The organism is Geobacillus kaustophilus, assembly GCF_000948285.1.
Lineage (GTDB): Bacteria > Bacillota > Bacilli > Bacillales > Anoxybacillaceae > Geobacillus > Geobacillus thermoleovorans_A.
This window is the reverse complement of the sequence record NZ_JYBP01000003.1, coordinates 218,298-231,230: the sequence shown is the minus strand read 5'-3', so window position 1 is coordinate 231,230 and position 12,933 is coordinate 218,298. Positions and strand designations below refer to the sequence as shown.

Below are 12,933 nucleotides of genomic sequence, written 5' to 3'. Positions count from 1 at the left end.
AAAGGAGCTGTCTCAAAAGCTCGGCTTTCTCTAATAAATAAGAATATAATCTTTCGTTTCACAAAGATGTTTCATGCGTATATATGGGGATGCGAAAGGGTGTCCCGCTGCTTTCGGGACACCCTGTTTTGCTGCAACAACGTCCGTTACAACACGCTCGCATGGCCTCGGTAGACGGCGCCAAAGCCGCCATCGACCGTGATCTCTTGCCCATCTTTAAACAAGCTTGTGGCATTTTCCACTCCGACGACGACCGGAATGCCAAGGCTTAAGCCGACGACCGCGGCATGACTGGTCAGCCCGCCTTCTTCGGTGATGATGGCCGCCGCTTTTTCGATCGCCGGCATCATGTCGGCATCCGTGCTGATGGTGACTAAAATGCCGCCATCGACCATTTTTTGACACGCTTCTTCCGCCGTTTTGGCGACGACCGCCTTGCCGAATGCCGACTTGCGGCCGATGCCTTGCCCTTTGGCCAGCAAGTCGCTGATGACGTGCACTTTCATTAAGTTCGTCGATCCCGTTTCGCCGACCGGCACGCCGGCGGTGATGACGACCAAGTCGCCGTGCTTCACCAAGCCGGAGCGCACCGCCGCATCGACCGCCACATCGAGCATTTCATCGGTTGTATTGACATGCGGCGCTTCTTTCGTATACACGCCCCAAATGAGCGCCAGCCGCCGCGAGACCGCTTCGTTTGATGTCACCGCGATGATCGGGGCTTTCGGGCGGTATTTCGCCACCATCTGCGGCGTTTTTCCGCTCACCGTCGGCGTCACGATCGCCGCGACATCCAAATTGAGCGCCGTGTGGGCGACCGATTGGCCGATGGCATCGGTGATCGTCGTCTGGCTTTCTTTCGTGCGCTGGGACAAAATGTCGCGATGCTCCAACGCCTGCTCGGTGCGGAGCGCGATTTGGTGCATCGTCCTTACCGCTTCGACCGGATACTGGCCGGCTGCCGTTTCTCCGGAAAGCATGACGGCGTCGGTGCCGTCAAAAATGGCGTTGGCGACATCGCTCGCCTCAGCCCGCGTCGGCCGCGGATTGCGCTGCATCGAGTCGAGCATTTGCGTGGCCGTGATGACCGGCTTGCCAAGCATGTTGCACTTTTTAATGAGCATTTTTTGAATGAGAGGCACTTCCTCAGCCGGAATCTCAACGCCAAGGTCGCCGCGCGCCACCATGAGGCCATCGGCGGCTTCCAAAATTTCATCGATGTTGGCGACGCCTTCTTCATTTTCAATTTTCGCGATAATTTGGATATGTAAGGCGTCATTGGCCTCAAGCAGCTCGCGAATTTCGAGCACATCAGACGCCCGACGCACAAACGAGGCGGCGATAAAGTCGATGCCTTGGCGGATGCCAAATAAAATATCGGCTCGGTCCTTTTCGGTGATGCCCGGCAAATTGACGCGCACACCGGGGACATTGACCCCTTTTTTGTTTTTGAGCACGCCGCTGTTTAAGACGGTCGTGACAATTTCTCTAGCTTGCTTGTCGACCGCGTTGACTTCAAGGCCGATCAACCCGTCGTCCAGCAAAATTTTCGAACCAACAGACACATCATCGATCAGCCCCGGATAGGTGACCGAAATTTTTTCCGGGGTGCCGAGCACTTCGCTCATCGAAATGATGAGCTTTGCCCCTTCTTTCAGTTCGATGGCGCCGTTCTCCATATTGTGCGTGCGGATTTCCGGACCTTTCGTATCGAGCAAAATGGCGACCGTTTGGCCCGTCCGCCGCGCCGCCTCGCGAATGTTGGCGATGCGCCGCCCGTGTTCCTCATGATCGCCGTGCGAAAAGTTGAGGCGCGCCACGTTCATCCCCGCTTCGATCAATTGCATGAGCTTGTCCACGCTCTCGCTTGCCGGCCCGATCGTACAGACGATTTTCGTTTTCCGCTTCATCACTTCTTCTTCCTTTCCCCTCGGGAATTAAATCGACAGCTCTTTCGACAATGTATACATCCGCTGATCGACCGTATGTGTTTTCGCCAACGCTTCGACAATGTCATGGTCAACGATTTGGTTGTTTTGAATGCCAACGCAACGGCCGCCTTTGCCTTCAAGGAGCAGTTCGACCGCACGGGCGCCGAGGCGGCTCGCTAACACGCGGTCAAACGCCGTCGGCGATCCGCCGCGCTGCACGTGGCCAAGCACCGTCACGCGCGTCTCAAAGCCGGTCGCCTCTTGAATTTGCCGGCCGAAGTCAACGCCGCTGCCGACTCCTTCAGCGACGATGATGATGCTGTGTTTTTTGCCGCGTTCATGGCCGCGCTTCAAGCGGGCGATGATGTCGTCCATGTCGTAGTCCGCTTCCGGAATCAAAATCGTCTCCGCCCCGCCGGCAAGCCCCGACCATAGCGCAATATCGCCGGCATGGCGGCCCATCACTTCGACGACGTACGTTCGCTCATGCGACGTCGCCGTGTCGCGGATTTTGTCAATGGCGTCAATGACCGTATTGAGCGCTGTGTCAAAACCGATCGTAAAATCGGTGCCTGGAATGTCGTTGTCAATCGTCCCGGGCACGCCGACGCACGGGAAGCCGTGCTCCGTCAATTTTTTCGCCCCTTGGTACGACCCGTCGCCGCCGATGACGACCAGCCCTTCAATACCATGCTTTTTCAGCTGCTCGATCCCCTTTTTCTGTCCTTCTTCCGTCTTAAACTCCGGGCAGCGCGCGGTATAAAGGATGGTGCCGCCGCGATGGATGATGTCCCCGACGTCCCCGACTTCCAGCTTTTTGATATTGCCGGCGATCAACCCGGCATACCCGTGGTAGATTCCGTACACTTCCACCCCATGGTAAATCGCTTTGCGGACGACGGCGCGAATGGCCGCGTTCATGCCCGGCGAGTCGCCGCCGCTTGTCAACACACCAATCCGTTTCATCATTTCCACCTCATTTGCATCGAATTGCACACGTCCGACCTCATACGTCTGTCACCCTTGAACATCCCTAATGTACCATGAACAACAGCGGAACACAATATGGAAGCCTTCGCTGAAACGGCTTACACGCGCTGGTTTTTTCACACACAAAAGCTGTCCCGCAGACGGAGACAGCTTTTTCCTTATCTTGCCCGAATCGTTTCCGGCAAAAACGACACTTGGCCCATTTGTTTAAATTTTTCGTAGCGCTGCCGGACGAGCTCTTCGCCGTCAAGCGCCAACAGCTGTTTGAGCGAACGGCGCAGCACGCGGTCAATTTCTTTTGCCTGCTCGTCGGCGTTGCGATGAGCGCCGCCTTTGACTTCTGGAATGATTTCATCGATGACGCCGAGCGCCTTTAAGTCATGAGCGGTGATTTTCATCGTTTCCGCCGCCCGCTGCGCCAATGAGGCGTCTTTCCACAAAATCGCCGCCGCCCCTTCCGGCGAGATGACCGAGTACGTCGAGTTTTCAAGCATATGGATATGGTTGCCGACGCCAAGGGCAAGCGCCCCGCCGCTTCCGCCCTCGCCGATGACGATGCAGACGATGGGCACCGTGAGCCCAGCCATTTCAAACAAGTTGCGGGCGATCGCCTCGCTTTGCCCGCGCTCTTCGGCCGCTTTGCCCGGGTAGGCGCCTTTCGTATCGATAAAGCAGATGATCGGGCGCGAAAACTTTTCAGCCTGCTTCATGAGCCGCAACGCCTTCCGGTATCCTTCCGGATGCGGCATGCCGAAGTTGCGGCGCAAGTTTTCTTTCGTATCTTTGCCGCGCTGGTGGCCGATGACCGTCACGGGGAGTCCGTCGTATTTGGCGATGCCGCCGACGATCGCCTCGTCATCGCCAAAGCAGCGGTCGCCGTGGCACTCAAGAAAATTCGTAAACAGCCGCTCGATGTAATCGAGCGTCGTCGGCCGCTGCGGATGGCGGGCGATTTGCACGCGGTCCCACGGCGTCAAATTCGCATAAATCTCGTTTTCCAGCTTGGCGAGACGCGCTTCGAGCTTTTCGATTTCCGCCGATAAATCGACGTCCGCCGTTTTCATGAACTCTTTCAACTCTTGAATTTTGCGGCGAAGCTCGACAAGCGGCTTTTCGAATTCTAATTCCGCCACCATCCCTCTTCCCCTCCTTTTTGATGAAGATCCAAGACGACCGCAAGCGTTTCTTTCAGTTCGTGGCGGTGAATGACGGCATCAAGCTGCCCGTGCTTCAGCAAAAACTCCGCCGTCTGGAAATCGTCCGGCAGCTCTTCGCGCACCGTCTGCTCGATGACGCGGCGGCCGGCAAAACCAATGAGCGCCCCCGGCTCGGCAAAGTTATAATCCCCAAGCGACGCGAAGCTCGCCGATACGCCGCCGGTCGTCGGGTGGGTCATGACGGAGATGAACAAGCCGCCGTCGTTGCTGAATCGTTTGAGCGCCGCGCTCGTTTTCGCCATTTGCATGAGGCTCAACACTCCTTCCTGCATGCGGGCGCCGCCGGAGGCGGTGAAAATGAGAAACGGCATCTGCTGTTCGCGCGCCCGCTCGACGGCGCGGGTGATTTTTTCGCCAACCACCGAGCCCATGCTGCCCATGCGAAACGATGAATCCATGACGGCAATGACGAGCGGATGGCCGTCAAGCGCCCCTTCGCCGGTGACGACCGCCTCGTTCAGCCCTGACTTGCGCCGGTCTTCTTCCAGTTTTTCTATGTAGCCTGGAAAGCCGAGCGGATTGACCGAGATCATATCGGCGTCATACTCGCGGAAGCTGCCGTCATCAAGAAGGCTTGCAATCCGTTCACGCGCCGGCATCGGGTGATGGTAGCCGCAGCTTAGGCAAACGCGCAAGTTTTTGATCAACTCTTTTGTATACATAATTTTCTTGCATTGCGGACATTTCGTCATCACGCCTTCCGGCACTTCATGCCTCGCTTGTTCTGAAGGCAGCGGTGCATACTTTTTCTTTTTCACAAACAAGTCTTTCCACACGAGGGAGCCCCTCCTTTGCGTTTTCGCCTCTCTACTACTTTATCGAAAATGGACATCATTGTTTGTCAAACGATGTCCGCCCGTTTCGACAACGGCGAAGGCCGTTCGCCTCCCAGACGGCGGCAGTCTCCGCTGGATCTTGCCTTTCCAACGCGGCGAGCAGCTGTGCATAAACGGCGTCGGAAAGGGGCGGCTCGGGCGCAAACGAAGCGGCAAACCCCGACAGCACCCGCCAAATGCGGACGAGCAGAACATTGTCAGCCGCTCCAGCCGCCGTCTCGAAAAACCGCGCGAAATCAATCGGTTTTTGACGAACGATTTTTTTCAACTCGTTTACATCCTCCGCGCTCCGGCGCCGGCACGCAAGTTCAAGCAGCAGCCGCTCGATGAGCCATTTTGTTTCCGCCAAATCCGCCTTCGCCCGTTCGTTTTCCAACAAAAACATCGCCAACAGGTCGATCAGCTGGTGGCTGCCGGCTTCACGCATATACCTCCCCTCGCCGCGCCGCGTTTCAATCAAGCCGAGAAATTCCAGCGCCCGCAACGCCTCGCGCACCGATGAACGCCCGACGCCGAGCCGTTCGGCCAGCTCGCGCTCCGACGGCAGCTTGTCGCCGGGGGCTAGGTTGTCTTCCGCCATCATGCGGTGGATGTGTTTCAACGTCTCGGCATACACGTTCTCCTCTTTGATACCATGACCCCTCTCCTTCGCTTCCTTCACTGGTCTGACCACCTAATGGTTATACGATATAACAAAATAATAAAATAGTAAAGTGCGACTTACTTGACGGCTACGCGCCCAGAGCCGAACAAGGAAAGCAATTCATCGACAAGCGGCGCGGTGAGATCGGCCGCATACCGCTCCGGCAGGCGGAGAAGCTTCCGCTTCGCTTCGTCGTACAAATACACCGGGGTGCTGCCGCAGTGTTGTTCAAGCAGCTGCTTCAGCGCAGCAAGACGCGCCTTGTCTTGGCGGCTGGCGTCGATATACAGCGCCGACGCCGCCAATCGTTCGGCCCGACGGATGATGAGCTGGCGCCGTCCGTTACGCACCTCAATCGTTCCGGCAAGCAATGCAAACTGCCCTTCCTTCAATACGCCCGCTGAACGGCGGTAAACGTTCGGAAACGCCACCGCCTCCAATTCCCCGCTCTCATCGCCGACGGTGAAAAACGCCATTTCTTCACCTTGCTTTGTCCTCGTTTTCCGTATCCGGACGACCACTCCCCCGACCACAGTTGACAGATTTTGTACATCGGCCACACAAACCGCCCCCGCCGCTTGCAGCAACGGGCGAAGCACCGCTGCCGGGTGCGGGGTGACGGCGAAGCCAAGAAACTCTGTTTCCCGCCTCCGCCGTTCGGACAAAGGCCACGAAGGTGCGGCGGCATATTTCGGTTTTAACGACAGCCCTCCGGCTTGCAGCGCCTGAACCCATTGCGCATGTTCGACCGCAACATCAATGCTGGCAAGGAGCGAAGCCCGATCTGCACCGAACTCGTCAAACGCCCCAACGGAACTGAGCGCCTCGAGCGCCGGGCGCCCGAGCCCTTTTGGCAGCAGGCGGGCGGCGAAATCAAAGAAGTCGGCAAACGGTCCGTTCGCATTCCTCTCTTCGACAATCAGCCTCGCCGCTTGGCCGACTTGCTTCACCATCGTCAGCCCGAGGCGAATGGCGCTCCCCTCCACGGAAGAGCGAAAACCGCTTTTGTTGACCGAAGGCGAGAGAACACGGATGCCTTTCTGCGTCGCTTCCCGATAGTACAACGCTGCTTTTTCCCGATCTCCGGAAGCGCCGTCCAACATGACCGTGTAAAAACAGAGCGGGTGATGGGCTTTCATATAAGCCATGGCATAAGACAACCGCGCATAGCTGACCGCATGGCTTCGGTTGAAGCCGTAATCGGCAAAACGGGCGATGTGCTGATACAATTGTTCCGCGATTTCTTTCGGATAGCCGTTCGCCTCGCAGCCGGCGACAAACGCCTGGCGCTGCTTATCAAGCAGCGCTTTTTCTTTTTTCGCCACCGCCCGGCGAAGCACGTCCGCTTGTCCGAGCGAAAACCCGGCAAGTTGGGCGGCGATTTGCATAATTTGCTCCTGATAGATCAATACCCCGTATGTCGGCGCCAAAATCGGCGCAAGGTCGGGATGAATGTACTCGACCGGCTCCTCGCCGCGCTTGCGCCGGATGTAAACCGGGATCATTTGCATCGGCCCCGGCCGATACAAAGCATTGACGGCGACGACATCTTCAAACTCGGACGGCCGCAGCTCGGCGAGCACGCGCTTCATCCCGCTTGATTCGAGCTGAAAAATGCCGTTTGTATCTCCAGCGCCAAGCAGCGCGTACGTTTTTTCATCATCAAGCGGCAGCGTGCGAATGTCAAACGGCTTTCCTGTCTGCCGCTCGATCAAGCGCACGATTTGCTCGATCAATGTGAGCGTGCGCAAACCGAGAAAATCAATTTTCAGCAATCCGAGCGCTTCAAGCGCTCCCATGGCGTATTGCGTCAGCGGCCATTCGCCATGGCTGGGCTGCAGCGGCACGAAGCGAACGAGCGGCTCCGGGCTGATGATGACGCCAGCGGCGTGGATCGACGTATGGCGCGGCAGCCCTTCCAGTTTTTGCGCAACAGCCAGCCACTCTCTCCCTTGCGGAACCGAGTCCACCGCGCGCCGAAAAGCGGCGGACTCGGCATGCCATTGGCGGAGCGTCACACTTTGTTTGTTCGGCAAGAGCGCCGCGACCTGTTCCGCCTCCCGCCCAGGGACGCCAAACGCTTTGGCCGTCTCGCGCAGCGCCGCTTTGGCGCCGAACGTGCCGAACGTGATGATTTGCGCGACGCGGTCGCGCCCGTATTGATCCGCCACATAGCGAATCACTTCTTCGCGCCGGTCATCAGGAAAATCCAAGTCAATATCCGGCACCGACGCCCGCTCCGGATTTAAAAACCGTTCAAACAAAAGCCCGTGTTCGATCGGATCGACATCGGTGATCGATAAGGCGTAGGCGACAAGCGACCCGGCCGCCGAACCGCGGCCCGGGCCGGTTAGGATGCCGCGCCGGCGGGCGTAGGCGAGCACATCGGCGACGATCAAAAAATAGTCGCTGAAATGAAGCGACTGAATCACCTCCAGCTCATGCGAAAGCCGACGCCAGTAGCGCTCATCGGCCGACGGCACGCGTCGGGCGAGCCCTTGTTCCGATAAGCGGCGCAAATAACGGTCGGCCGTCTCCCCGTCCGGAACGGGGTACGCCGGCAGCCGCCAGCCGCCAAACTCGATCTGCAGCTCGCATTGATCGGCGATCGCCAGGCTGTTCTCAAGCGCCTCCGGCAAATCCGCAAACCGGCGGGCCATCTCCTCTGGCCCCGCCAAATAACGGCCGTTATCGTCCTCAATGTCAGCGAGCAGCGCGCCGCGGCCGATGGCCTGCAAGCAACGCCACGCCACGGCATCGCTGCGTTCTACATAACGGACATCGTTCGTCGCCACGATCGGGACGCCGGTTTCCTCCGCCAGCTGCAACAGCGCGGCTTCATATGGGGCTCGCGTTTGCTCGCCGCGCTGAACGGCGACATACAGCCGTCCTGGAAACAACCGTTGGTAGCAGGCGAGCGCCTCTTTCGCCCGCTCCCATTCCCCAGCGGCCACAAGCGACTCGACGCGTCCCTCGCTTCCAGGAGTGATAGCGATGATGCCGCCGCTTAACCGAAGCAGCGCGGCTTCCTCAATCCGCTTTGCCTCCCCCGTTTGAATCGTTGTGCTGATTTCAAGCAAATGGCGGTATCCCTCTTCGTCAGCGGCCAACAGCACGAGTGGAAACGCCTCATCCCCAAAAAGAGCGACATCGGCCGTTACGCCGATGATCGGGCGAATGCCGTTCCGCCTGCATTCCCGGTAAAACGGAATAGCGCCATACAACACATTCCGATCAGTGAGCGCGAGCACTTGATAGCCAAGCTGCTTCGCCCTCGCTGCAAGCGCCTCCACCGCCGCCGCGCTTTGAAACAAACTGTATCCGCTCAACACATGCAAGTGGACGAACATACTGACCATCCCTCCCTCATCCGTGCGCTTGACGGGCGAAAACTTTTCTTTCGGCTACATACTCCGTCCACCCCATTGATATACATAGATAAGAGAGAAAGAAAGGGCGGGGAAGCGCATGAACGAAAAAGCGGCCTTCTTGCCGGCATTTATTCAAAGCTATTTTATCGCCGTCGGCGTGCTGCTTGGCGGCGCCATCATCGGCGCGCTCGGCGCGTTTTTAAGCGGCGGCCAGCCGCTGACGGCCATGTACCGATTTGCCGGCGATTTGCGCATTTGGGCGGTCGTCGCCGCCATCGGCGGGACGTTTGACACGTTTTACGTCGTTGAGCGAGGGCTGTTTTTAGGGGAAACGAAAGACATCGTGCGGCAATTTTTGCTCATTTTGTCCGCCATGGGCGGAGCACAGACCGGAGTGGCGATCATTACGTGGCTGACGCAGGAGCACATTTCGCCATGAGAATTCCTCCGTATTACCAATACCCGTCATGGCAGCGCTTTTTCGCCGGCGCGGCGATCGGAGCGCTCATCAGCTGGTTTGTCTTTTTGTATATGTTCGGCGTCTTGCAGGAAAAACAAGTGCGGCACGTCAATGAGCTCAACGAACAGATCGCCGATTTGCAAAACGAAATTCGCATTTGGCAGGAAGACTATATTCATTACAATAAGGAAATGAAAAAAAAGCTGACCGTGCAGGACGTTTCCGTCCATCTCGCCAACGCCGAGCAATATAAACTTGATTCATACACGACGTTTCGCATTGAAGACAGCGTCAAAGAAGATTTATCCCATTTGATTACGAAAGATATCGAAACGGTGTACAACAGCCGAGAACTGATTGAGCGGGCCATTGAAAACAAAACGTATACGATCCACGAGAAGACATACCGGCTTGAACTTCACACACTTACGATCTTTACCTTGTTGGCCGTCGAAGTCAAACTGGCGCCGCTTCCGTAGAGCGCGCCTTGCCGCCCCATTCCGCCGCGGCGGAGTGCCAAACAAGCGCGTCTTGCGGGAAAAGAGGGTGTCCCGAAAACCTTCGGGACGCCTTCTCCTATCAACATGAAGCTTCGCTGAAACAACAACTTTTAAAAACCACCCGTTTCCGTCACCGCTCAGCCCGGCAGACCGCTTTTACGTCTTCCATCACGCGATCCGCTTCCTCCCAAGAAGCAATGGACGCGCCGGCTGCGAGCGGATGGCCGCCGCCGCCGTAGCGTTTGGCGACCACATTGATGACCGGCCCTTTGGAACGGAAACGGACGCGGATTTCTCGTTCTTCCTCAATGAAAAACACCCAGGCGACAATGCCGTCAATATTGCCGAGCAAACTGACGAGCTGCGACGCCTCAAGCGGGGTGACGCCGTATTCCTCAAGCAGCGCCCGCGGCATTTTCACAGCCGCCACCCCTTCCTCGATCATAAAGTTCGACAGCACATAACCGCTTAAGCGGGCGAGCGGCAAGCTCGTCCGATACAATCCGTCGTACAATTCCGTCAGCGAAAAGCCGTACGAAATGAGCTCCCCAGCATAGCGGAACGTTTTTTCACTTGTGCGCGGAAACAAAAAGCGGCCCGTATCGCCGACAATGCCGGCGTAAATGAGACGCGCCGCCTCAGCGGTCATCGTCAACCCTTCCTCTTTCCCCGCCAAATAAAACTCATAAATCATCTCGCTTGTCGAACTGGCGGCGGTATCGACCCACATAATGTCGCCATACGGCGTGTCGTTCGGGTGATGGTCAATTTTCACCAGCTTTCGCCCGAGCCGATAGCGGCTGTCGCAAATCCGCTCCTCATTAGCGGTATCGCAGACGATCACGAGCGCCTGCGCGTACACAGAATCATCAATGACATCCATGTTCCGCAAAAACGACAGCGACGGATCGTCCGTTCCGACCGCGTACACCCTTTTTTTCGGAAACGACGCCCGAAGCAACGCCGCCAACCCGCCTTGTGACCCGTACGCGTCCGGGTCCGGACGCACGTGCCGGTGGATGATGATCGTGTCAAATTCACGAATCGCATCAAGAATTTGTTGATGAACCGGTTTCATTCGTTCTTCCCCTTTAGTCACCTGTCATATTCAACCGCTGGCATTTTTCTCTGCTTCTATGTACAATGGAAAAAGAAATGAACAACGGAGGGACCCAGCCATGCCAGTCCTGGTTATTTTCATTATATTTTCCTTTTCGTTTTACGTCTATTATAAAATCCGCTACGTCCGCTCCCAGCGTCCGATGGAACGCCGCTTTCTCTCGGCGAAATCGAGCATGGCGCTCGGACTGTTCGTTGCCTTGTTCGGGATCAACCAATTGTTTTTGTATCAGACAACCGTGACCTATATCATCTGCGCCATTTTTATCGCCTTAGGCTTCGGGAGCGTTTGGGCCGGCTACCGCGCCTACCGCTGCTATCTGCCGCAGGCGGTCGAAGAGGCAAAGGAAGCGGCAAAACAAAGGTAATGCCGTTTGGCGTATGCGCCGGCCAACGATAAAGGAAAAGGATGTTCCAATAAGGAAGTGGACATCCTTTTTTCCTTTGCCGTTTATCGGTCGATCAGCTGGCACATCATCATTGCTTTGCCGACAAGATCGCCTTCATTATACACTTCGACATCCACTTTCCCGAACTTGCGCCCGAGCTCTAAAAGCTTTGCCCGCACGTCGACCGTGCTGTCGATTTGCACCGGCTTGATGAAGTAAATCGTAATATTTTCCATCACCAAATCGCCTCGTTTGTACGCGCGAAGCATCCGCGCCGCCGCCTCGGTGACGATCGTCGCAAACACGCCGTACGAGAGCGTCCCTAAATAGTTCGTCATTTGCGGGGTGATCGTGCAGCGAAACAGCGTTTCTTTGTCGCCTGACTCACGAAACTGGGCGGTGATGAGATCATCGATCGTCTCCCCGACTTGCGGCTGGCGCTGCGCCATTTGCAGCGCTTTTAACACGTCTTGGCGGCTGATGATTCCTTGCAGCCGGTTATAGTCATCCACCACCGGGAGAAGCTCAATTCCTTCCCATACCATAATATGAGAAGCAAACGCCACTGACGTTTTTCCGTTCACCGTAATCGGCTGCTTCGTCATCACCTTTTCGATTGGCAGCTGACGGTCGACATCGAGCACGTCTTTTGCCGTCACAACCCCTTGCACTTTCAGCTCATCATCGACGACCGGAAACCGGCTATGGCGCGTCTCTTTGTTCAACGCATACCACCGCTCAATCGGATCATTGACGCGCAAGTACGCTGTTTTGTCAAGCGGAATGAGAATATCCTCGACCAACACAATTTCTTTTTTGATGAGCTGGTCGTAAATCGCCCGGTTGATCATCGTCGCGACCGTAAACGTGTCATAGCTCGTCGAAATGATCGGCAGCTGCCGCTCGTCGGCGAGCTTTTTCACGTGATCGGCCGTATCAAACCCCCCGGTGATGAGCACCGCCGCTCCGGCTTCGAGCGCCAGCTCATGAGCCTTCGTCCGGTTGCCGACAATCAGCAAATCCCCTGCGCCCGTATAGCGCATCATCGCCTCCAGCTGCATCGCCCCGATGACAAAGCGGTTGAGCGTCTTATGCAGCCCTTCACGCCCGCCGAGCACCTGCCCGTCGACGATGTTGACGACTTCGGCGTAGGTGAGCTTCTCAATGTTTTCTTTCCGCTTCTTCTCGATCCGAATCGTGCCGACGCGCTCAATCGTGCTCACATACCCTTTGTTCTCAGCGTCCTTGATCGCCCGGTACGCCGTCCCTTCGCTCACGCCCATTTCCTTGGCAATCTGCCGGACGGAAATTTTTTCGCCGATCGGCAGCCGATGGATGTATTCCAAAATTTGTTCGTGTTTTGTCGCCAACGATTCTTCACCCTTTACGCGTTGTTACTTTTTATTATAACGGCGGAGGCGGCGGGGGTTCAACGGGCAGGCAGCACGGACAGTGGAGAGCTGTGCAGGGCAGCTAC

The 12,933-nt window shown here is 56.8% G+C and carries 10 protein-coding genes and 1 pseudogene; 3 read left to right on the top strand and 8 right to left on the bottom strand.

The features are described 5' to 3' along the window. Positions 1-146: 146 nt before the first annotated feature. The 6 genes and pseudogenes from pyk to dnaE all read right to left on the bottom strand — a co-directional run bounded on the left by pyk (position 147) and on the right by dnaE (position 8,967). Complete coding sequence (pyk, locus tag LG52_RS01655; protein WP_044730594.1) at positions 147-1,910, bottom strand: pyruvate kinase; 1,764 nt, start codon at positions 1,908-1,910, stop codon at positions 147-149. A 27-nt stretch (positions 1,911-1,937) separates the two neighbouring features. Further along, the gene (gene pfkA, locus LG52_RS01650) at positions 1,938-2,897 is read right to left on the bottom strand and encodes a 6-phosphofructokinase (protein ID WP_044730593.1); all 960 of its coding nucleotides are present in this window, start codon (positions 2,895-2,897) and stop codon (positions 1,938-1,940) included. Positions 2,898-3,079: 182 nt separating this feature from the next. Further along, a complete protein-coding gene (accA, locus tag LG52_RS01645; RefSeq protein ID WP_044730592.1) occupies positions 3,080-4,057 on the bottom strand; it encodes an acetyl-CoA carboxylase carboxyl transferase subunit alpha in 978 nt (325 codons plus the stop codon). Continuing rightward, a complete protein-coding gene (gene accD, locus LG52_RS01640; RefSeq protein ID WP_011232216.1) occupies positions 4,042-4,914 on the bottom strand; it encodes an acetyl-CoA carboxylase, carboxyltransferase subunit beta in 873 nt (290 codons plus the stop codon). Before accD ends, accA begins: the two co-directional genes overlap by 16 nt. A 39-nt stretch (positions 4,915-4,953) precedes the next feature. After that, positions 4,954-5,635: pseudogene (locus LG52_RS01635) on the bottom strand (FadR/GntR family transcriptional regulator). 59 nt (positions 5,636-5,694) lie between these two features. Then, positions 5,695-8,967 (bottom strand): DNA polymerase III subunit alpha, encoded by a 3,273-nt coding sequence (gene dnaE / locus LG52_RS01630; protein ID WP_044730591.1) that lies wholly within the window; start codon positions 8,965-8,967, stop codon positions 5,695-5,697. 118 nt (positions 8,968-9,085) lie between these two features. On the opposite strand from dnaE, the gene LG52_RS01625 reads away from it, so the two are divergent. Next, a complete protein-coding gene (locus LG52_RS01625) occupies positions 9,086-9,427 on the top strand; it encodes a YtrH family sporulation protein (protein WP_011232219.1) in 342 nt (113 codons plus the stop codon). Then, complete coding sequence (ytrI, locus tag LG52_RS01620; RefSeq protein WP_044730590.1) at positions 9,424-9,927, top strand: sporulation membrane protein YtrI; 504 nt, start codon at positions 9,424-9,426, stop codon at positions 9,925-9,927. Before LG52_RS01625 ends, ytrI begins: the two co-directional genes overlap by 4 nt. 151 nt (positions 9,928-10,078) lie before the next feature. Here the strand turns inward: ytrI and LG52_RS01615 are convergent, their stop codons facing one another. After that, on the bottom strand, positions 10,079-11,026 hold the full coding sequence (locus LG52_RS01615; protein WP_044730589.1) for a DHH family phosphoesterase: 948 nt from the start codon (positions 11,024-11,026) through the stop codon (positions 10,079-10,081). 100 nt (positions 11,027-11,126) lie between these two features. On the opposite strand from LG52_RS01615, the gene LG52_RS01610 reads away from it, so the two are divergent. Then, entirely contained in the window at positions 11,127-11,435 is a 309-nt protein-coding gene (locus LG52_RS01610; RefSeq protein ID WP_044730588.1) for a YtpI family protein, read from the top strand. An 83-nt stretch (positions 11,436-11,518) separates the two neighbouring features. Here the strand turns inward: LG52_RS01610 and LG52_RS01605 are convergent, their stop codons facing one another. Beyond that, positions 11,519-12,826 carry a CBS domain-containing protein gene (locus tag LG52_RS01605; protein WP_044730587.1) on the bottom strand — a complete coding sequence of 436 codons (1,308 nt, stop codon included), beginning with the start codon at positions 12,824-12,826 and terminating at the stop codon, positions 11,519-11,521. Positions 12,827-12,933: the final 107 nt, after the last annotated feature.

Coding starts and splice junctions, on each gene's coding strand:
- pyk (WP_044730594.1), bottom strand. CDS start 1,910: ATGAAGCGGAAAACGAAAATCGTCTGTACGATCGGGCCGGCAAGCGAG.
- pfkA (WP_044730593.1), bottom strand. CDS start 2,897: ATGAAACGGATTGGTGTGTTGACAAGCGGCGGCGACTCGCCGGGCATG.
- accA (WP_044730592.1), bottom strand. CDS start 4,057: ATGGTGGCGGAATTAGAATTCGAAAAGCCGCTTGTCGAGCTTCGCCGC.
- dnaE (WP_044730591.1), bottom strand. CDS start 8,967: ATGTTCGTCCACTTGCATGTGTTGAGCGGATACAGTTTGTTTCAAAGC.
- LG52_RS01625 (WP_011232219.1), top strand. CDS start 9,086: ATGAACGAAAAAGCGGCCTTCTTGCCGGCATTTATTCAAAGCTATTTT.
- ytrI (WP_044730590.1), top strand. CDS start 9,424: ATGAGAATTCCTCCGTATTACCAATACCCGTCATGGCAGCGCTTTTTC.
- LG52_RS01615 (WP_044730589.1), bottom strand. CDS start 11,026: ATGAAACCGGTTCATCAACAAATTCTTGATGCGATTCGTGAATTTGAC.
- LG52_RS01610 (WP_044730588.1), top strand. CDS start 11,127: ATGCCAGTCCTGGTTATTTTCATTATATTTTCCTTTTCGTTTTACGTC.